At 67.2% G+C, this 20,011-nt stretch carries 20 protein-coding genes; 14 read left to right on the top strand and 6 right to left on the bottom strand.

The genetic code is table 11. The features are described from left to right. Positions 1 to 55: 55 nt before the first annotated feature. Together A6E15_RS03240 and A6E15_RS03235 are read right to left on the bottom strand one after the other, a co-directional pair. A complete protein-coding gene (locus A6E15_RS03240) occupies positions 56 to 1,924 on the bottom strand; it encodes a glycoside hydrolase family 15 protein (protein ID WP_076143588.1) in 1,869 nt (622 codons plus the stop codon). 199 nt (positions 1,925 to 2,123) lie between these two features. Beyond that, positions 2,124 to 3,170, bottom strand: a complete 1,047-nt coding sequence (locus A6E15_RS03235) for an NAD(P)/FAD-dependent oxidoreductase (RefSeq protein WP_076143586.1) — start codon at positions 3,168 to 3,170, stop codon at positions 2,124 to 2,126. Positions 3,171 to 3,382: 212 nt separating this feature from the next. On the opposite strand from A6E15_RS03235, the gene A6E15_RS03230 reads away from it, so the two are divergent. The 5 genes from A6E15_RS03230 (at position 3,383) to A6E15_RS03210 (ending at position 8,221) form a co-directional block, all read left to right on the top strand. Then, on the top strand, positions 3,383 to 3,757 hold the full coding sequence (locus tag A6E15_RS03230) for a winged helix-turn-helix transcriptional regulator (RefSeq protein ID WP_076143584.1): 375 nt from the start codon (positions 3,383 to 3,385) through the stop codon (positions 3,755 to 3,757). A gap of 83 nt (positions 3,758 to 3,840) precedes the next feature. Then, entirely contained in the window at positions 3,841 to 5,259 is a 1,419-nt protein-coding gene (locus tag A6E15_RS03225; protein ID WP_076148168.1) for an FAD-dependent oxidoreductase, read from the top strand. A gap of 192 nt (positions 5,260 to 5,451) precedes the next feature. Continuing rightward, complete coding sequence (locus A6E15_RS03220; protein ID WP_076143582.1) at positions 5,452 to 5,946, top strand: cation:proton antiporter regulatory subunit; 495 nt, start codon at positions 5,452 to 5,454, stop codon at positions 5,944 to 5,946. Positions 5,947 to 5,979: 33 nt separating this feature from the next. Then, positions 5,980 to 7,311 (top strand): cation:proton antiporter, encoded by a 1,332-nt coding sequence (locus tag A6E15_RS03215; RefSeq protein ID WP_076143580.1) that lies wholly within the window; start codon positions 5,980 to 5,982, stop codon positions 7,309 to 7,311. Between the two features lie 250 nt (positions 7,312 to 7,561). Continuing rightward, on the top strand, positions 7,562 to 8,221 hold the full coding sequence (locus tag A6E15_RS03210) for an HAD family hydrolase (protein ID WP_076143578.1): 660 nt from the start codon (positions 7,562 to 7,564) through the stop codon (positions 8,219 to 8,221). Between the two features lie 288 nt (positions 8,222 to 8,509). Here the strand turns inward: A6E15_RS03210 and A6E15_RS03205 are convergent, their stop codons facing one another. The 3 genes from A6E15_RS03205 to A6E15_RS03195 all read right to left on the bottom strand — a co-directional run bounded on the left by A6E15_RS03205 (position 8,510) and on the right by A6E15_RS03195 (position 10,235). Continuing rightward, positions 8,510 to 8,914 carry a hypothetical protein gene (locus A6E15_RS03205; protein ID WP_076143576.1) on the bottom strand — a complete coding sequence of 135 codons (405 nt, stop codon included), beginning with the start codon at positions 8,912 to 8,914 and terminating at the stop codon, positions 8,510 to 8,512. A gap of 142 nt (positions 8,915 to 9,056) precedes the next feature. Then, entirely contained in the window at positions 9,057 to 9,518 is a 462-nt protein-coding gene (locus A6E15_RS03200; protein ID WP_076143574.1) for a DUF2240 family protein, read from the bottom strand. Positions 9,519 to 9,596: 78 nt separating this feature from the next. Beyond that, on the bottom strand, positions 9,597 to 10,235 hold the full coding sequence (locus tag A6E15_RS03195; protein WP_076143572.1) for a ribonuclease H: 639 nt from the start codon (positions 10,233 to 10,235) through the stop codon (positions 9,597 to 9,599). Between the two features lie 203 nt (positions 10,236 to 10,438). On the opposite strand from A6E15_RS03195, the gene A6E15_RS03190 reads away from it, so the two are divergent. From A6E15_RS03190 to A6E15_RS03160, 7 genes are all read left to right on the top strand, one after another. After that, positions 10,439 to 12,034: an ABC transporter substrate-binding protein gene (locus A6E15_RS03190; protein WP_076143570.1), complete on the top strand. Its 1,596-nt coding sequence runs from the start codon at positions 10,439 to 10,441 to the stop codon at positions 12,032 to 12,034. A 64-nt stretch (positions 12,035 to 12,098) separates the two neighbouring features. Next, entirely contained in the window at positions 12,099 to 13,166 is a 1,068-nt protein-coding gene (locus A6E15_RS03185) for an ABC transporter permease (protein WP_076143568.1), read from the top strand. Continuing rightward, positions 13,163 to 14,158 carry an ABC transporter permease gene (locus A6E15_RS03180; RefSeq protein ID WP_076143565.1) on the top strand — a complete coding sequence of 332 codons (996 nt, stop codon included), beginning with the start codon at positions 13,163 to 13,165 and terminating at the stop codon, positions 14,156 to 14,158. The genes A6E15_RS03185 and A6E15_RS03180 overlap by 4 nt, the downstream gene beginning before the upstream one ends. After that, positions 14,155 to 15,489, top strand: a complete 1,335-nt coding sequence (locus A6E15_RS03175) for an ABC transporter ATP-binding protein (RefSeq protein ID WP_076143563.1) — start codon at positions 14,155 to 14,157, stop codon at positions 15,487 to 15,489. Before A6E15_RS03180 ends, A6E15_RS03175 begins: the two co-directional genes overlap by 4 nt. Beyond that, on the top strand, positions 15,486 to 16,802 hold the full coding sequence (locus A6E15_RS03170; protein WP_076143561.1) for an ABC transporter ATP-binding protein: 1,317 nt from the start codon (positions 15,486 to 15,488) through the stop codon (positions 16,800 to 16,802). Before A6E15_RS03175 ends, A6E15_RS03170 begins: the two co-directional genes overlap by 4 nt. Before the next feature lie 175 nt (positions 16,803 to 16,977). Then, positions 16,978 to 17,343, top strand: a complete 366-nt coding sequence (locus tag A6E15_RS03165; protein ID WP_076143559.1) for a DUF7344 domain-containing protein — start codon at positions 16,978 to 16,980, stop codon at positions 17,341 to 17,343. A 94-nt stretch (positions 17,344 to 17,437) separates the two neighbouring features. After that, positions 17,438 to 18,361, top strand: a complete 924-nt coding sequence (locus A6E15_RS03160) for a DMT family transporter (RefSeq protein WP_076143557.1) — start codon at positions 17,438 to 17,440, stop codon at positions 18,359 to 18,361. A gap of 7 nt (positions 18,362 to 18,368) precedes the next feature. On the opposite strand, the gene A6E15_RS03155 is transcribed toward A6E15_RS03160, so the two are convergent. Then, a complete protein-coding gene (locus tag A6E15_RS03155; protein ID WP_076148167.1) occupies positions 18,369 to 18,644 on the bottom strand; it encodes a hypothetical protein in 276 nt (91 codons plus the stop codon). Positions 18,645 to 18,840: 196 nt separating this feature from the next. Between A6E15_RS03155 and A6E15_RS03150 the strand changes: the two genes are divergently transcribed. Together A6E15_RS03150 and A6E15_RS03145 are read left to right on the top strand one after the other, a co-directional pair. Continuing rightward, the gene (locus tag A6E15_RS03150; protein WP_076143555.1) at positions 18,841 to 19,548 is read left to right on the top strand and encodes a DUF7310 family coiled-coil domain-containing protein; all 708 of its coding nucleotides are present in this window, start codon (positions 18,841 to 18,843) and stop codon (positions 19,546 to 19,548) included. Continuing rightward, a complete protein-coding gene (locus A6E15_RS03145; protein WP_076143553.1) occupies positions 19,545 to 20,009 on the top strand; it encodes a DUF7311 family protein in 465 nt (154 codons plus the stop codon). Before A6E15_RS03150 ends, A6E15_RS03145 begins: the two co-directional genes overlap by 4 nt. The last annotated feature ends 2 nt before the right edge of the window (positions 20,010 to 20,011 follow it).

Genomic DNA, 20,011 nt, shown 5'->3' with positions numbered 1-20,011 from the left:
TCTGCGTGACGTCCGCCGGCGCGACGCGCCGTCGGCCGGCCGACGATCGGGGGACTCACTCCCCGAGCGAAACGGCCGGCTCGCCGAGCCGAATCCCCATCGGTGGCGGTCCGGACGTCTCGGCTCCCCGGACGTAGCCGAGATAGAGGGCGCTGTTGACGATCCCGATGTGGCTGAACGCCTGCGGGTAATTCCCGAGGTACGCCCCCGTCGTCGGGTCGATCTCCTCCGCGAACAGCCCCAGCGGGTTCAGGTACTCGAGCAGCGACTCGAACCGGGACTGTGCCGCCTCGACGCGCCCGGAGAGCGCGAGCGCGTCGACGAGCCAGCACGAGCAGAGGACGAACGCGCCCTCCTCGCCCGGGAGCCCGTCGTCGCCGTCGTACCGCGAGACGAAGACGTCGTCGTCGCCCAGTTCCCGCTCGATCGCGTCGATCGTCCCGCGGACGCGGTCGTCGTCGAACGGCAGGAAGCCGACGAGCGGGAGCAACAGTCCCGTCGCGTCGAGCGCGTCGGACCCGTAGGACTGGACGAACGCGCCGACGGCCTCGTCGTAGCCGTTCTCGAGGACGTCCGTCCGGATCGCTTCGCGGGTCTCCCGCCACGCCGCGAGCGGGGCGTCGCCGCCACGTTCGACCGCGATCTCGATGCCGCGATCGAGGGCGACCCAGCACATGACATTCGAGTAGACGAACTGTTTCTCCCCGCCCCGTACCTCCCAAATTCCCGCGTCGGGCTCGTCCCAGACGTCGCGGACGTAGTCGACGACGTCCCGAATTCGTTCCCACTCGTCGTCGTCCAGCACCCGGCCGTGCTGGCGCATCTCGTCGACTGCCAGCAGGAGTTCGCCGTAGACGTCGAGCTGGCGCTGCTCGGCTGCCCCGTTGCCGATCCGGACCGGCCGCGAGCCGCGATAGCCCGCGAGGTGGTCGAGTTCCCGTTCCTCGAGGTCCGACTCGCCGTGGAGGCCGTACAGCGGCTGGATCGTGGCCGGATCGGCCGCCCGACAGCGGTCCATGAACCAGTCGAAGTAGTCGCTGGCCTCCTCGACGGTGCCGAGGTTCAACAGGGCCTGCACGGTGAATCCGGCGTCTCGCAGCCAGTTGAAGCGGTAGTCCCAGTTGCGAACGCCGCCGATGTCCTCGGGCAGTGAGGTGGTCGGTGCAGCCGCGATCGCTCCCGTTTCGGCGTGAGTCAGAAGTTTGAGGACGAGTTGTGAACGGACGACCTGCTCGTGCCACGGCCCCTCGAACGCGCAGTCGTCGTCCGGGCCACAGCTGTGTACCCAGTCGCTCCAGTACTCGATCGTCTCAGCCAGCGCGGCCTCGGGATCCGTTGTGGCGTCCTCGGAACCCGTACACCGGAGCAGGAACCACGCCGTCTCCCCCGCCTCGAGCGACGACTCGCCGGTGGCCCGACCGTCGTCGATCTCGAGATCGATCGGACTCTCGAGCAGCGTTCGTTCCTCGGCCCCCGCGGTGAGGATACCCTGCTCGACCGGTTCGATCGCCGTCTCCGCACGGCCGTACTCGAACCGCGGTTCGAGTTCGACGGCGAGATCGACGGCCCCGTCCGTACACGCGGCCTTTCGGTAGAGGACCTTCCGCGGATGGTCGGTACGGTCGGCCGGCGGCAGGAAGTCCGTCACCGTCGCCGTGCCGCCGTCAGCGTAAAAAGTCGTCTCGAGAACGTTCGTGTCGTCGACGTACCGCTGGGCCGTCTCGAAGGCGTCGGTCGGTGCGACTCGAAACCGGCCGCCGCGGTCGGCGTCGAGAATCGCGGCGAAGATACTCGGCGACTCGAGGTGCGGAAAGGGGAACCAGTCGATCGACCCGTCCGGCGCGACCAGCGCACAGGTCTCGCGGTTGCCGACGACGCCGTAGGCCTCGATCGGCGGATACGCGTCGGATTCAGCCACCGCCATCACCCGTCCCGCGGACCGACCCGTCGAGTGCGGTGGCGTCGAGCGACGATGCGACGGACATGAAAGACCGTTCTCGAACCAGTTGGAAAAAGACAGACCACGCAGGAACCGGCTCCGAGACTGCGCGCGCGCGGCTCGCTCCCGCGAACCGGTGGGTCAGCGACGACTAGAGCCGCTCGGTGGTGCCACTCTCACGGGATCAATCGTCGGCCGTCGAGGTGTGATCGCTCGCCCGGTCTCGCAACTCGGCCGGCATCGCGGGAACGTCGCTCGCCGAAACCGACCCTTCGGCCTCGAGTTCCTCGAGGGACTTCGGGAACGCCCGCAGTTCCTTGTGGATCGCGAGTCCGGCCTTCGCGCCCTGGCCCATCGCGACGGGAATCTGGTTGTGGCCGGGCGTCAGATCGCCGACGGCGTAGAGCCCGTCGACGCTCGTGCGGCCGTGGTCGTCGACGGCGACCGTCCCGTCGTCGTTCAGGTCCGCGCCCAGCGACGCCGCGAGGTCGTTGTTGTAATCGCTGCCGTACATGGCGAAGCCGCCGCGGTACTCGCGAACGGAGCCGTCGTCGAACTCGAGCGCCTCGAGCCAGCCGTCGTCGCCGTTTCGGACGCCGGTCACGTCCTCGCGGACGATATCGACGGGATGGCCCTCGAGCAGGGTCGCGGTCTCGTCGCTCCAGGTCGGCTCGTCGCCTCGCAGCAACAGGTCGACGTCGTCGGTGAAATTCAGCATGATCATCGCGACGTAGGCGGCGCTCTCCCCGTGGCCCATCACGTAGACCGACTCGTCGACGAACATGTAGGCGTCACAGTGCAGGCAGTAGTGCAGCCCGCGGCCGGTCCGGGGCAGCGGCGGGTCGGGCCGCTCGTCGCTGAAGCCGGTCGCGAGGACGACGCGGTCAGCGACGGCAGGTCCCTCGGCCGTCTCGAGGTCGAACGAGTCCCCGTCGCGTTCGATACCGGTCACGAACTCCCGCCGGTAGTCGGCACCGTAGAACCGGAGCTGGTCGACGGCCGTCGAGAGGAACTCGTTGCCCGACACCGACTCCGGCGTCCCGATGACGTTGTGTGTCTCCTGCATCATGGCCGCGCGGCCGCCGCCGCGGTCGAAGACGGCGGTCTCGTGGCCGAGTCGCGCGGCGTACAGTGCGGTCGTCAGCCCCGCCGGACCGCCGCCGACGACGGCGACGTCGTACCGGCGGTCTGCTGCGATCGAATCGCTGGTCGTCTCGTCTGACTCACTCATGGTAGCCCGATTACGGCCGCTTACGTATAACTATCAGCTATCGAAGCGGTAACTCGGTTACGTCTCGGTAAGTGGCCCCCACGATAGCAGTTCGGGACCGCCGTCTCCGGAGCCGACGACGGGCCGGCCCGCTCGTTCGACGGTGTCAACTAACTCTCAGTAAGTCGGTTACGAGAAGTAACTATAAACGGCTCCGGAGCCTACTCGCGCACATGGAAGAGTCGCCACGGGAACTCGAGGTCTGGTGTGCGGGCGAGGAGTGGTGTCCGATCACCTCGACCGCGACGCTACTTGGCAAAAAGTGGCACACCGTCATCGTCCACCGGCTGCTCGAGAACGGACCGCTGGGGTTCAACGCCCTCGAGGAGGAGGTCGGCGGTATCTCGAGCAAGGTCCTCTCGGATGCCCTTGAGGATTTAGAGGAGAAACGACTCGTGAACCGCGAGATCGTCAACGAGAAACCGGTCCGCGTCGAGTACTCGCTGACCGACCTCGGCCAGTCGCTCGAGCCGGTCATCACGGCGATGCGCGACTGGGGGCGAGAACACCTCGCGGCCGCGGCGGACGAATCGGATTCGATCGCCTGAGTCAGGCGTCCCCGTGGTCCGGTCCGGGTCCGGACCGCCGCGGCCGGTCAGCAGTTATGTGTCTCCCCGACCACACGGTCGGTATGAGCGATCCGTTCGTCGTCGTCGGCGGTGACGCAGCCGGAATGTCCGCGGCGAGCAAGGCCAGACGCGAGGCTCCCGACCGCGAGATCGTCGTCTTCGAGAAGGGCGAGTGGGTGTCCTACGGAGCCTGTGGGCTGCCCTACTACGTCAAGGGGGAGATCCAGTCGCTCGAGGCCCTCGTTTCGGTCACGCCCGAGGAGTTCCGCGAGGAGCGCGACATCGATCTCCGGACGGGCCACGAGGTCGTCGCGATCGATACCGACGCCCGGACCGTCACCGCCGAACGCGAGTCGGGGACCGTCACGCAGTCCTACGGTGAGCTCCTGATCGCGACCGGCGCGGAAGCCGTCGTCCCGTCGATCGACGGCACCGACCGCGAGGGCGTCTACACCCTCGGCTCGATGAGCGACGGGAAGGAACTCCGCGAGTACGTCGCCCGCGCTCGCGACGGCGAGGGCTTCCAACAGCCCGACCGGGGGCCGGCCTGTCGCTACCTCGAGGACTGTACCGGCCCCGTCGGCGTCGTCGGCGGCGGTTACATCGGGATCGAGATGGCCGAGGCACTCGCGGCCAACGGGTTCGAGGTGAACCTCTTTCAGCGCGGCGACCGCGTCTTGAAGGGCTTCAGCGACGAGACCAGCGAGTACGTCGCCGACCACCTCCGGGAGGAAGCCATCGCGCTCCGTCTCGGGGCCGAGGTCACGGCACTCGAGGGCGGCGACCGCGTCGAGGCCGTCGCCACCGCCGACGATCGGGTCCCGGTCGAGATGGTCCTGCTCGGCACCGGCGTGCGACCGCGGACGGCCCTCGCTGAAGCCGCCGGGATCGAACTGGGCGAGACCGGCGCGATCGCGACCGACGCTTATCGCGAGACGAGCGCCCCCGACGTCTACGCCGCGGGCGACTGCGCGGAGGCGACACACGTCGTCACGGGCGAGCCGACCTACGTCCCGCTCGCGCTGACGGCCAACCGCCACGGGCGGGCGATCGGGGAGACGGTCACCGGAAGCCCGACGGAGGGCGGCGGCGTCGCCGGGACGGCCGCGGTCAAGGCCTTCGAGGTTGAAGCGGCCCGTACCGGAATCCTGGATCACGAGGAGGCCCGGGCGGCTGGGTTCGACCCCGTCAGCGAGACGGTGACGGCGAAGTCGCGGGCGGGCTACTACCCCAAGGGCGGGAACGTCCGGATCACGCTGACCGCCGACCGCGACTCCGGGCGCGTCCTCGGTGCCAGCCTCACCAGCGAGTACGGCGAGGGCGCGGTCCACCGGAGCCACGCCGTCGTCGCCGCGCTCTCGGAAGGAGCGACCGTCGCCGACCTCGAGAACTACGACCTCGCGTACGCACCGCCGTTTAACACCACCTGGGATCCCGTCCTCGTGGCGGCGAAGGTCCTGGGCGGGCACCTCCGGGACTGAGACGGTCGACGGTCCCGATTTCCCGGTGTCCCCACGACCGCTCTGTGGCACTCTCGAGACACGGTGACGAGACTCCGGACGAACCGCTCGCGTCGGCCGCCGCTCGAACGTCGTTACGACGGGCACCGCAGTCGCCGGCGTCGAGACGGGCGTGGGAACGGTATTTAATACGCCGGCTTCGAACCCATACGTATGACTGTCTACGAGAGCGACCTCCCCGGCGTCGGGAAGAAGTTCGAGGTCGAACTCGACGACGGCGAGCGACTCGTCATCGTGACTCACAACACGGGGAAACGCGAGGTCTACCTGAAGCCGGACGCGGACGGCGACAGCGAGAAGTTGTTCGAGACCTCGGACCGACTCGCCCGGAAGATCGGGACGATCCTCGAGGGGGCGTACTTCCAGCCGGTCCAGGCCGAGCAGGTCGAGACGATGCTCTCCGACGACACCTACCTCGAGTGGTACGGGGTCGCCGAGGGTGCCGACGTCGCCGGCCAGAGCCTCGCGGAGGCGAACGTCCGCGATCGGACCGGCGTCTCGGTCGTCGCCATCCAGCGCGGAGAGGAACTGATTTCGCCGCCGACGCCGGAGACCGTCCTCGAGGTCGGCGACACGCTGGTCGTCATCGGCGACCGCGAGGACTGCGCACAGTTCGAGAGCATGCTCGGTACCGGACTCGAGGAGTGATCGGGAGCGTGCGGTTGCCGGAGGTGACCGGTAGTGGCGACTGAGACGGTCCTCGTCGACATCGGACTGCTGTTCACGGCGGTCGCGCTCGTCGGCGTCCTCGCGAATCGGATCGACCAGTCGGTGATCCCGTTCTACATCGTCGCCGGGATGGTACTCGGTTCGAACGTGCTGGGCGAACTCCCGGCGCTTGCCGGCAGCGAAGTCGGGATCGGTCCTCTCACCGCCACCGTTCCCGAGGTAACCATCGCCGGGACCGACCTCCTCGCGGCGGTCGGCGGCCTCGCGCTCGGCGAGACCGACTTCGTCGTCGTCGGCGCGGAACTCGGGATCGTCCTCCTGCTTTTGTTCCTCGGCCTCGAGTTCAACCTGGATCGCTTGCTCGCGAGCAAGGACCGGATCGGGAAGGCCGGGACCGTCGATCTGGTCGTCAACTTCGGTATCGGCCTGCTCTTCGGCTATCTCGTCTTCGGAAACGCTCTCGCGGCCTTGCTGACCGCGGGGATCGTCTATATCTCCTCGAGCGCGATCATCACCAAATCGCTGCTCGATCTGGGGTGGATCGCCAACAGCGAGTCCGAGCCGATGCTGGGGACGCTCGTCTACGAGGACCTGTTCATCGCGGTCTATCTGGCGATCGCGTCCGCGCTGGTACTCGGCGGCGGCGATATCGGCGCGGCCGCGGGACAGATCGCGATCGCGGTCGGGGTCATCGTCGGCCTGCTCGCGCTGGTCACCTACGGCACCGGCTTCTTCCAGCGGTTCCTCGAGGTCGACAGCAACGAGTTCCTCGTCGTCCGCGCGCTCGGCGTGACGATCCTCGTGGCCGGCATCGCGTACGCGCTTGGAGTCAGCGAGGCCGTCGCCGCCTTCTTCGTCGGGATGGCCTTCTCCTCGACCGACCACGTCCACGACTTAGAGCGACTGCTCGAGCCCCTGCGGGACGCCTTCGCCGCGATCTTTTTCTTCTGGATCGGGCTCGTCACCGATCCCGGACTGTTCACGCTCTCGATCCTCGGAACGATCGCCGCCGCCGTGGTCGTGACGACGCCGACCAAACTGGTCAGCGGCTATCTCGGCGGCCGCATCTACGGCCTCGACGACCGCCGCTCGCTCCGTGTCGGCTTCGGGATGGCCACCCGCGGCGAGTTCTCGCTGATCATCGCGAGCCTCGCGCTCTCGGGGGCCGGCGGCGGTCTCGCTCCCGCGACTGCGAACGCGATGTACGCGTTCACCGTCGGCTACGTCCTCGTGATGAGCGTCCTCGGCACCTCGCTCATGCAGTACTCGAGCCGGCTCGAACCGATCGGGATCGCCCTGCTCGAGCGCGGGCGGAGGATCGCCCCTCGAGCGACCGAGGAGTGAGCGACCAACGCGGCCGCTGTGCGGTGGCGCACGCTGTCGGTCGGCCGAACGACGAGTGAGGACGGCCGACGAAACCGTGCGAGCGAATCGGTTGGGGAGGGCGTGGCTACTCCGTGTTGTCACGATAGAAGGCCACACCCCATTCGTCGATCCCGGTCGCGAACCGGCCCAGCAGCCACGGCCCGAAGCTCCGATACAACCGCCGACCGGAAGGGATAGCTTCAATCCGCTCGAGCCCCCTCACATACCCATGCCACGCGCGGTCGTCTTCGACCTCGACTACACGCTCGCCGTCCCCCGGCGGGATCGGACGACCATCCTCGAGGAAGCCGCGACAGCGACGGGCGCGCCCTCGCTCTCTCGCGAGGCCTACCTCGAGGCCCACCGCCGGAACCTCACCAGCGAGACGCGCGAACCGATTTTCGCGGACTTGCTCGCGGGCACCGACAGCGACGCCGACCCGGCCGCCGTCGCGACCGCCTATCGAGAGACGATTTCGGACTCGCTCGAACCCCTGTCCGGCGTCGAGACCATGCTCGCCGACCTTCGGGGGAGCTACCGCGTCGGCCTGCTGACCAACGGCCCCGTCCGCGCCCAGCGGGACAAACTCGAGACGCTGGGCTGGGAGGACGCCTTCGACGCCGCCCTGGTGACCGGCGAACTCGAGGCCGGCAAGCCCGATCCGCGGGCCTTCGCGGCGATCGCCGACGAACTCGGCGTCGCGCCCGGCGAGGCGGTCTACGTCGGCGACGAGGTCGAGGCCGACGTCCGGGGCGCAACCGAGGCCGGGATGCGGGCCGTGCAGGTGCTGCTGTCGGACGGGCCGGCACCGGACTCGCGGGCCGTCGCCCACCTCGAGCAGGGCGATCTCGCGGCGGCGTTACCGGGGGTTCTCGACGGCCTCGAGTGATCGGACGCTGGCACCACAGGTCGCTTTCCCCCGAATATAAGTAGAAATTAGTAGTACTGGAAGACGACCTAACAGTATGGACGACGCGACTCAAGTGCAGTTCAAGCGGCTCTTCGCCGGCGCGGTACTCATGCTGGTCGGGATGGAAGTCGTTTAGACGGACGGAATGAACGGCGGTCTCGTGGCGATAGCGTTTTACGCCGCTATTTTCGGTGCCGGATTGTTCGCCTACGGCTACTTCACTCCGGAGGCGTAACCGCCCCGAAAGGACCGCCGCAGTCCGTTACGTCACGCGTCGGTTCTGTCGTCGGCTTCCTCGAGCGCCCGCCCCACTCGCTGTACGACATCGGTCGCCCGCTTGACCGCGGCCCCGCTCTCGAGAAAGACCAGCGTCTTCGGCGGCTCGGTCGCCTTGGGGCGGACCCGAAGTTCGAGATCGGAGGCCGCGTCGGCCGCTCGGTCCTGTCCCGCCTCGAACTCGAGGTGGGCCCGGTCCTCGTGGACGAACGCGCGGGCGATCCGCTCGTCGCGGTAGGTGACGTCGTAGGCGCGAGCGCCGTCGGCCGACGGCTCGACGTCCCGGTCGGCGTCGGTCACGGCGACGTACTCGAGCAGGCCGTCCTCGCGGCCGTCGAGTTCGCTCGAGAGGAGTTCGGCGATGCGGCGGCCGTCGGTGATCCGGTCCTCGACCATATCCGTGGGTCGGGGCGGTGGGATTTAGTACCAACTGAAACGGGTTCCACGCTGCTCGCACGCGAAGTCGCTCTGAGCGGCCGAATTCGGCCGCTCACAGCCGGCGTATCGCGAGCAGGTGGGCGATAACTTTCAGTCGGTACTAAGAGTCCCCTTCGGTGTCGATGACGGCCTCGCGGGCGATGGGGGCGAGGTCGTCGACGTCGATCCCCTCGCGGCGGGCGTAGACCACCGCGGCGGCCTCGATGGTCAGTCCCAGTTCGCCCTGGAGGGTGTTGATCGCCCCGACTGCCTCGTGTTTCTCCATGCCCTCGGCGACCAGCGAATCGAGGACGCGCTCGAACGCCGACCGTTTCCGCAGGAGGTCCTCGTCGGGGGCGAACTCCTCGGGGATCGTCACCTCGCTCGGCTCGAAGGTTACCGCGAGCCCGTCGTCGGTCCGGTCGAGTACCCCCTCCTCCGTCGCGATGTCGATCAGTCGCTTGGCCTGATCGGGGGAGAACCAGTCCCGATCGAGCGAGAGCGCGACGACGAACTCGTTTTCCTCGAGCCGACGGCTCCCGTGCTGAATGAACGGGGCCGCGACCGCGACGCGGAGACTCATCGGCGACGACTTGCTCGAGCGGCGAGAAAACGATGACGGTTGGCGGTCCGCATCGCGCGCAGCGGCGGTCGCCGGCGATCAGTCGGAGGCGCGGCCGCCACCGCTGTTGCGGTCGGCCCGGGACGGCGGCGGGAACTCGCCGACGGTCGGCTCCGGCGTCTCGGGAAGCACGCAGCGGTCGGGCTCGCGGTTGACGTGGCGGTACTGGTCGGGTGCGTTTGCGAGCGGGTGGGCGGGATTCTGATCGCTGTCGATACGGGCGGCCCGCACTTCGTCGAACCCGTTGAGACGGGCGCGGATCCCGCGCCAGTGATACTGCGTCGCGGTCGGGACGGAGACGGGGCGAGGTGACTTCCCGTCGGGGTGGCGCGTCGCGAGGATGGTACTGTTGACGTTGCTGGCGAGCGCGTCGTGATCGATGAGAACGCCGACCGCGGCGTCCCGCGGCGCTCGCGCGGCCAGAACGTCCAGTCCGAGATGTAACGCGCGATACTCCGCGACGTTGTTGTCCGGCGGCGCGTCCGCGGTCGCGATCCGCGCGACGCGGGTGCCGTCGCGGGTCTCGATAACGGCCCCCAGCCCGCCGCCGGCCTCCCGGAAGGACCCGTCGGTGGCGACATAGAAGTCTCGGTGGTGGGTCCGCGGGGGGTGGGCGATATGAGGCGTGGGCGACTCGTCGAACAGGTCCCGCAGTGCGGGCCGGCCGTGAGCGGCCATATCCGTAGTATGCGGTGTAGGTTTCTTAAAGTTATGCCAGTACTCGGCCGCTGTGAGCGAACCACGGACTGCATCGGGAGAATCAACAAGGTAAACGGCAGAACGTGTACTATATTGTGCAAAATGGCACTATGCTGCCCACAAACAGCAACTGTGCGTTCAATAACCAGTATATATAAATAATGCTATCATAATGTGTGGGTATGGGAGTCACAGACACGACGCGACTCGATCGACGAACGCTCCTGAAACTTACCGGTGTCGCGGGGACGACGGGTCTCGCGGCGATGAGTGGCTGTCTCGGTGATCCATCCGACGACGACGGCACCGACGAACTCACGATCACGCTCTCACAGTTCCCGGATACGGTGGATCCGCTCGATCACATCACGGGGGACTTCTTCAACGTATACGACCACATCTACGAGCCGCTGTTCGACTTCGAGCCCGGGGAAGGCATCTTTTCCCGCGTCGTCGAAGACTGGGAGGCCCAGGGCGACGGGACGACCGAACTCTCCCTCCGGGACGACGTGGTGTTCCACAACGGGGACGATCTGACCGCGGAAGACGTCGCGTGGACGATCAATCGGACCGTCGATCCGGAGATGGGCGTCCCGAGTCCGATCGGGACCTTCGGACTGGGGTCGATCGAAGGTGCGAGCGCGGTCGACGAGACGACGGTGTCGGTCGAGTACTCCGCCGCGCCCGGACTCGCGGAGTTCGAGTTCGGGAACTACGCCCGTGCGATGAACATGGAGTGGGCGATCGAAAACCACGACGCCGAGAACGAGGCGATTTCCGGCGCTGATCCCGAGGTCTTCAACGGGACGGGGCCCTACGAGGTCGTCGACTTCACGTCGGGCGAGGAGATCGTCCTCGAGCGATTCGACGACTACTGGGGCGACGAGCCGCCGTTCGAGCGCGTGACGTTCAACGCGGACGGCGAATCCAGCGGTCGGGTAAACTCGCTCGAGACGGGAGAGACCGACTTGACGATCAACGTTCTCCCGGAGGACGTCGATACGGTTCGGAGCGCCGACGACGTCGAGATCAGGCAGGTAACGAGCTTCCGAAACATCTTCTGTCCGATGAAAAACACCGTCGCGCCGTTCGACAGCCTGGAGTTCCGGCAGGCGATGAACTACGCCGTCGACAACGAGGAGATCGTCGAAACGATCCTCAGCGGGTTCGGAGAACCGCGCGGCCAGCCCGTTGCGCCGGGGATCAACGGCTTCAACGACGAGATCGAACCCTACGAACAGGACGTCGGGATGGCGGAGGGACTCGTCGACGAGAGCGGGTACGGCGGCGTGGAGATCGAACTGACCGCCCCGCAGGGCCGTTACCTCAACGACGCCGACGTCGCCGAGACGGTCGCCGACCAGATCGACCAACTCGAGAACGTCAGTTGCGATGCCAACATCGTCGACTTCGGCATCGTCTCGGACGCGAATCAGGCCGGGGTCGACCCCGACGAGTTCGAGATCCCGTTCTTCATGATCGGCTGGGGGACCATTACCGGCGACACCGACTACGGCGTCCAAGGGTTCTTTACGATCCCGGACAACCCGAACCGGACGTTCGACGACGAGGAACTCAGCGACGCAATCCTGGAGAGTCAACAGATCGAGGACCCCGACGAGCGCCGACAGCAACTCGAGGAAGTCAACCGGCTGGCCCACGAGAAGGCGCCGTTCGTGTTCCTTCACACCCAAGAGAGTATCTACGGCGTGAGAGAGGACATCCAATGGGAGCCCCGCGAGGACGAGACCGTCTACATCTGGGGCATGGAGACGTAACAACGGATCACGCCTGAGAGCGAAAGAGACGGTCCCCTACCCACCAATTTAATGAGACTATCACATGTCGATGGCTAAGTTCCTCGTACGGCGATTACTGCAGGGAATCGTCGTCATCTGGGGAGTCGTAACGATCATGTTCGGACTCCGGGCGGTTGCGCCCGGCGATCCGGCGAACCTGATGCTCGCCGAAGGGGCGACACAGGAGTTAGTGGAACAGGTCAGGCGAGAGGAAGGACTGGACGAGCCGATCTACGTCCAGTACTTGGACTACGTGCGGGAACTGGTCACCGGCGACTTCGGATACTCCTGGCAGTCGAACCGGGAGGTCGAAGCGATGGTCATCGAACGGATCCCCGCGACGATCGAACTGACGATCGCCGCGACGATCGTCGCCCTCGTCATCGCGATCCCCCTGGGCGTGATTTCGGCGACGCGGCGAAACGAGCCAGCAGACTACGGAGCGACGATGTTCTCGCTGCTCGGCATCTCGACGCCGAACTTCTGGCTCGGGCTCATGTTGATCCTCGTGTTCGGCGTCTGGTTCGGAATCCCGTACCCGACCTTCGGCCTGTCGTGGGTCTCGCTGGCCAGCATCAGCGTCCCCTACCCGAGCGTCGGCTTCTACGATTTCCCGACCGGACGTCGACCGGTCGGCTTCGGGGAGGCCGTGCGAACGCTCGTCCGGTACGGGTCGGTCTACGACCTGCTGGTCTGGCTGAAACACATCGCGCTTCCGGCGCTCACGCTCGGAACGTACTTCACGGCGCTCATCACCCGCCTCACCCGGAGCGGTATGGTCGACGAGCTCGGGAAGCCCTACGTCACGGCGAGTCAAGCGAAAGGGCTTCCCTCGGTACTCGTTCGCTACAAGCACGTGCTTCGGAACACGATGATCCCGGTCATTACGGTCCTCGGACTCCAGATGGGGACCCTGATGGGCGGTGCAGTCATCACCGAGACCGTGTTCAATTGGCCGGGCCTCGGGCTCCGGCTCATCGACGCGCTCGGCACGCGAGACTGGCCGCTCATGCAGGGAATCGTGGTGTTCATCGCCATCGCGTTCGTGACGATCAACATCGCCGTCGACGCCGTCTACAACTATCTCGATCCGCGGGTGAGCGAGCAATGATCTCGGACCGAATCAGATCGAATCTCTGGCAGACGTTCAGGAAGAGCCTGCTCCCGAAGCTCGGGTTGGTGCTGCTGGCGTCGATCGTCTTCATGGCGGTGTTCGCGCCGGTACTGGCCACCCACAACCCGACGCGGACGGGCTACTACGACGAGCGGGGCGCGGAGTATCCGCCGCTCGGCTACGAATACACGACGTCGGTCGCGGACGACGGCGATATCGCCGACGTGACGGTCGAGCCGACCACCGAACACGTACTCGGGACGAACAACGTCGGACAGGACGTCTATTCCCGGTTCCTCTACGGCGCGCGAGTCTCGCTGCTCGTCGGTCTCCTCGGGACGGCACTGGCCGTGGTGATCGGCGTTCCGATCGGGCTGGCCGCGGGCTACTACGGCGGCCGCGTCGACGACGGACTGATGCGCATCGCCGACACCATGCTCGCGTTCCCGGCGCTCGTCCTCGCCCTGGCGCTGATCGGCGTCTTCGGGGAGTCACCGATCTACGTCCCCGACCCGATCGTCGCGGTCGGTCTCGTCGACGGGATGCCCGACAGGATTCCGATCCCCGGGACGGTCACGATCGTGGCCGGACTCGTCACCTGGGTCTGGTTCGCTCGCGTCGCTCGCGGCGAGGCGCTGTCGATTCGCAGCGAGGAGTACGTCAAAGCCGCGCGGAGTTTCGGGACGAGCGACGGGGCGATTCTGCTCAAACACGTCCTCCCGAACAGCCTCACGCCGATCATCGTCCTCGCGACGATCCAGGTCGCGGTGATCATCCTGCTCGAGGCCTCGCTGGCGTATCTCGGGTTCTCCGGGACGACGCTCTCGTGGGGCTACGAGATCGAGCGCGGACAGGACGTCCTGCGGACCCGACCGTGGGTCGCTATGGTGCCGGGAATCGGGATCGTCCTGGCGGTGATCAGCGTCAACCTGCTCGGCGACTGGCTCCGCGATGCACTGGATCCGAACATCGAAGGTGAAGGCAGATGACAGAGGAAATACTTCGCGTCTCCGACCTTTCGACGCGCTACTTCACGCAGGAGGGACAGGTAAACGCGGTCTCGTCGCTCGACCTCGAGATCGAACGCGGCGAGGTCTTCGGGATCGTCGGCGAGAGCGGGAGCGGGAAAAGCGTCACCGCCCGCTCCGTCATGGACCTGATCGAGCCGCCGGGCGAGATCACGGACGGCGAGATCCGCTATCGGAACCCGGATCTCGTCGAAGCGATCGCCGACGACCACCCGAACGCGATCGACGGGGAGTTCGTGAAACTGCTCGAACTCCCCGACGACGTCAGGCGGTCGCTGCGAGGGACGTCGTTCAGCATGATCTTCCAGGATCCGGAGAGCAGCTTCAACCCGACGCTCACCGTCGGCGAACAGCTCGCCGAGGCCGTCGAGGTCCAGCGGCGGGCCAGCGCCACCCCGCGATCGACCCGCGCTCGAACCGAGGCCGCGGAGTACTCGCTGGGATCGCTGTTGCTCTCCAACGTCCTTCCCTCGCGGCGGTACGTCAGCGAGGGGAGCCGCGACCGGGCGATCGAACTGCTCGAGCTGGTCGGCATTCCGGATCCGGTCGAGCGAGCCGACGAGTACCCCCACGAGTACTCCGGCGGCATGCTCCAGCGGGCGATGATCGCGCAGGCGCTGGCCGGCGAACCGGACGTGCTGATCGCCGACGAGCCGACGACGGCACTCGACGTGACGATTCAAGCCCAGATCCTCGACCTCCTCGACGACCTCCAGCGGGAAACCGGGATGACGATCCTGCTGATCACGCACAACCTCGGCGTCATCGCCCGCATGTGCGACCGGGTCGGCGTGATGTACGCGGGCGAGATCGTCGAGCGCGGAACCCTCGAGGACGTCTTCGACGAGCAGATCCACCCCTACACGGCGGGACTGCTCGGCTCGGTTCCCGACCTCGAGGGGGGCACGGCGCGACGCGATGCGGATAGTCGAGCGGTCGAGTCGCGAGACGACGCGCCCGACCGACTTCAGCCCATCCCGGGGAACGTGCCGAGCCTCCTCGACCACGAGATGGACGACCGGTGTCAGTTCGCCGATCGGTGTCCGAAAGCGATGGCGTCGTGTCTCGAACACCCGCGGGAGCATCCGGCCGGTGGGAGCGATCACCACCGGGCGCGCTGTGTTCTCGCGCAAGCGGAGTACGACGAGGACGCGGCGCTCCCGGACGGGTACTTCGACGAGGCGGAACGGCCGGTCAGGGACAAACACGCCGGGGCGGAAGCGTCCGAGACCGAACCCCCCGAGGAGCGGTCACGGTCGCCGGCCGAGACCACCGGAGGTGAACACCAGTGAGCGCCGACGACCCGCTCGTCCGCGTCGACGACCTCCGGAAGTACTTCTGGGAGAACGACTCGCTTCTCGATCGGCTGTTCGGGGACGAACCGGTCCCTGTCCGCGCCGTCGACGGCGTCAGCTTCGACATCCACGAGGGGGAGACGCTGGGGCTGGTCGGCGAGTCCGGCTGCGGGAAGTCGACGACGGGGGAAACGCTCCTCCGCCTGCAGGATCCCACCGAGGGGCGCGTCGAGTTCGACGGCGAGAACGTCTACGACCTCAGCGGCGCTGCCCTCACCGACTTCCGCCGGCGTTCCCAGGTCGTCTTTCAGGACCCCTTCTCGAGTCTCGATCCGCGAATGACGATCGGAGACATCGTCAGACAGCCCCTCGACGTTCACGAGGTCGGGACCGACACCGAGCGGCGAGAACGGGTCCGGGACCTGCTGGAACGCGTCGGCCTCTCGGCCGACCAGATCGATCGCTACCCTCACGAGTTTTCCGGCGGCCAGCGCCAGCGGATCGGGATCGCCCGCGCGCTGGCGCTCGAGCCCGAGTTCGTCGTCCTGGACGAGCCCACGTCGGCGCTCGACGTCTCCGTTCAGGCGCAGGTATTGAACCTGCTCGACGACCTGCAAGACGAGTTCGATCTCACGTATCTCCTGATCAGCCACGACCTTTCCGTGATCCGGCACGTCTGCGATCGCGTCGCGGTGATGTACCTCGGCGAAGTCGTCGAGATCGGTCCCGTCGAGGACCTGTTCGCGGACCCGGAACACCCTTACACGCGAGCGCTGCTCGAGAGCGTCCCGCGCGCGTCGACCGACGAACGGGAGCGCGATCGGGAGACGCTCGCCGGCGACGTGCCGTCCCCGCGGGATCCGCCGAGCGGCTGTCGGTTCCGAACTCGGTGTCCGAGGGTGATTCCGCCCGACGATCTCGAGATCGAACGGGGGACCTATCGCGCGCTCATGACGCTCCGCCAGCGGATCGAGCAACGGGACATCTCCCTCGACTCGGTCGGCGAGGACGGCCGGTTCACGATCGACGACGGTGGGGTTCCGGAGGCGGACGTTCCCGCGTTCGTCGCGGCGCTGAAAGCCCGATTGCTCGCGGTCGACCTGCCGGAGCGACACGACGCGATCGTCGAAGACGCCCTCGCCGAACTGGCGACCGGGGACTGGGACGCGGCCGAGGACCGACTTCGGACGGCGTACGAAAGCGTCTGCGAGCGCGATCACCCCGAACTGGGCGACGGATCGCATCCGGTGGCCTGTCACCTCCACGACGATGCGATCGAACGAACACCGGCTCCCGACTCCCTGGACTGACGAGCATCTCGACGAACGTAACAGTCTCGAGAAGGCACATAAACGGCGAATTCGGTATACTGAGCGAGTACAGCGTATCTGGCGACCGGTCCCGAAATCGACGCTCGTTCGCCGGGGACACGGACCCAATCTGTATTGGCAGCAGGTGTAATACCACTGGGTGCCTGCTCGACGTATGAACCAGACGAACGCGAGCCGAATGGAAGCGGCCTGTTCCCTCCTCGCCGAGTCCGAACGCCGGTATCTCCTCTATCAGCTGGCCGAGGACGCGACTGCGAACCTCGAGGACGTCGTCACACAGGTCGCCGCCTGGGAACTCGACGCCCGGCCCGCGACGATCGAGAAGGAGCAGCGACAGCGGATCTACGTCTCGCTGGTCCACAACCACCTCCCGCGGCTCGCCGACTACGACATCGTCGACTACGAACTCCGTAGCGGCGACGTCGTCCTCGACGAGGGGTTCGACGACGTCAAACCCCTGCTCGAGCAGTTCAAACAGACCGAGGAGAAAGTCGAGATCCGCGAACTGCCGTCGCTTTGAGACTGCGGCCCGGTGGCGTCCGGTCGACCGAGCGCTCGCCGCCGGCGTCGACCCGAACCGAAATTCATAGGTCCTTTCTCACGGGAGAGCCACCGTGAGCCGCTATCGGACCCTCTCGCTCTTTCTGGTGCTTGCAGCGTTGTGGGGATCGGCGTTCGTCGCGATCAGCGCCGGCCTCTCGCATCTCCCGCCGATACTGTTCGCGGCGCTGCGATACGACGTCGCCGGCGTCCTGATGCTCGCATACGCGGCCGTCGTCGCCGACTGGCGCCCGCGCGACCGCGCCGGCTGGTGGCAGGTCGCCGTCGGTGCCGGACTCCTGATCGCGGCCTACCACGCCTTCCTGTTCGTCGGCCAGTTGCACACGACCGCCGCGGCGGCCGCCATCGTAGTGAGTCTCTCGCCGGTCCTGAGTACTGGGTTCGCGCGAGCGCTGGTCCCCTCGGACGCGCTCTCGCCCGTCGGTCTCGTCGGCGTCGTCGTCGGACTCGTCGGCGTCGCCATCGTCGTCCGCCCCGATCCGGGCGGCCTGCTCGCGACGGACGCCGTCGCCAAGGGGCTGGTCTTCTGTGCCGCGCTGGCCTTTGCCCTCGGCAGCGTCCTCACCCGCCGGATCGACGCCGACCTCCCGATCGAGACGATGGAGGCCTGGTCGATGCTCGGCGGCGCAGCGCTGTTACACCTCGTAAGCCTCGCGCTCGGGGAACCGATCGTCCCGACCGCCTGGGCCCACCCCGAGGCGATCGGTGCGCTCGCGTACCTCTCGGTGGGTGCCAGTGCCGTCGGCTTTCTCATCTACTTCGAACTGCTCGAGCGGCTGGGTGCCGTCGAGATCAACATGGTCTCCTACGTCGCCCCGATCGTCGCGGCCGTGGTCGGCTGGCTCTACCTCGGCGAGGTCGTCGACGCCGCCGCGCTAATCGGCTTCGGTATCATCATTGGCGGCTTCCTCCTCGTGAAACGCCGAGCGATCCGCCGGGAACTGGGACAGGTCCGGTCGCGCGAGGCGGGCGAGTAGGCAGACCCTACCGGCGATGCGCGTGGCCGACGTACAGCGCCAGCAGGTTGCCGGCGAGCAGGCCGAGAAAGAGTCCGCCCTCGAGCCCCGAGGAGAGACCGGTCGCGAGCAAGGGGAGGTAGGCTGCGGGGAGAACGATCGCCGCCCAGAACCCGACGGCGCGGATCGGCGTCGCCAGTCTCGGGACGGCGCGCTCGAGGACGCCGTGATCCTCGTCGGGACGGTCGTCCGAAACGTTCGAGCCCGCGGATCGTCGATCGTCGAGGGAGGGGGGACTCGCCATCGAACTCGTCGATCGATCGTTGCCCGCCACAGATGATATACCGGGTCGACCGTTTCGTCGGTTACCCCGGATTCAGCTGAACTCACCCGACGGAACGTCACGTTTACCGGCAGAAACGACTCGTTCATCGACTCGCTGGGCGGTACCGAACGAACTCGGTCGGGGGTTTATCCGTGATCGCGGGGCAACGCTCGCCATGAGCGACATCGAACGGATCGAACGGCGGCTGTCGGCCCTCGAGCGCGCGGTCGTCGACGGTGACCCCGAGGTACCGGCGCTCGAGGACCGCGCGTCGATCGCCGCGGATCTCGAAACGGCCGTCGAACGCCTCGAGGCACACGACCGTCGGCTCGCCGACCTCGAGGGACGGGTCGACGCGCTCGAGGGAGCCGTCGGCGGCGGCGACGCGGCAGACGTGGCGGTCGAACGGCGGGCCAACGCGGCCGTGGCGGCGGTCGACCGGCTCGAGTATCGCATCGATGGCCTCGAACAAACTCTCGAGGGGACCCGCGATCGGACAGATCCACGCCCCGGCGTCGAGCCGGGAGACGAGGGGACGCGCGAACGAGCGGTGGCGACGGAAACGGTCGAGGAGCGGGCCGAACGTGATGCGGGCGAGGGGAGATCGTCCGCCGCGTCCACGGACGCGGCCGGGGAAAGCGGTGAGCGTCACGACGTCGAACGGACCGTCGAGGCGATCGTGTCGCCGGCCGACGACGGGGCTCGAGCGACCCCGGTCGGGTCCGGTTCGGACGCCGACGATCGGTCATCATCGGAACCGGTGACGGACGACCGCTCGAGCGACGGCTCGCCGTCGGACGACGAGGCGGACGGCACAGCGGCCGCGGACGGGGCCGACGAGGGGGGCGGCCTCCTCGGCTCGATCCGGGACAGACTCCCGTGAACCGTTACGTCGTCGCCGCCGTCCTGACGGTCGCGCTCGCCGTGCTCGCCGCGCCGGCGATCGATCGGGGTGCGACGCTGAACACGCACCGGCAGGTCGAGACGGGAATCGCGTCGATCGACGACGCCGCGACCGATCTCGTCGAAACCGAGGAGCCCTCGCCCGACGGTCACCCGAATCCCCGGCGCGTCGTCGAGTTGCCGCTCCAGCGTGACTCGCTTACGACCGTCTCCGTCGACCACGTTCGGATCGTCCCGCGGGCCGACCAACGCGCCACCGTCGTTCGATATGCACTCGCGGATGGACGGACCCGTGAAACGGTGATCGACGAACGGATCGTCGGGAACGATCCCGACGGCACCGCCCCGCTCGAGGTCCGTGGCCGTGGCGAGATCAGGGTCGCGTTGACGCTTCGAACCGACGCGGACGGCGACCCGGTCGTCGTCGCGAGCCGGCTGTGAGT

The organism is Natrinema saccharevitans, from assembly GCF_001953745.1.
GTDB lineage: Archaea > Halobacteriota > Halobacteria > Halobacteriales > Natrialbaceae > Natrinema > Natrinema saccharevitans.
The sequence above is the reverse complement of the archived record's forward strand: the minus strand, read 5'-3'. Positions and strand labels throughout refer to the sequence as shown.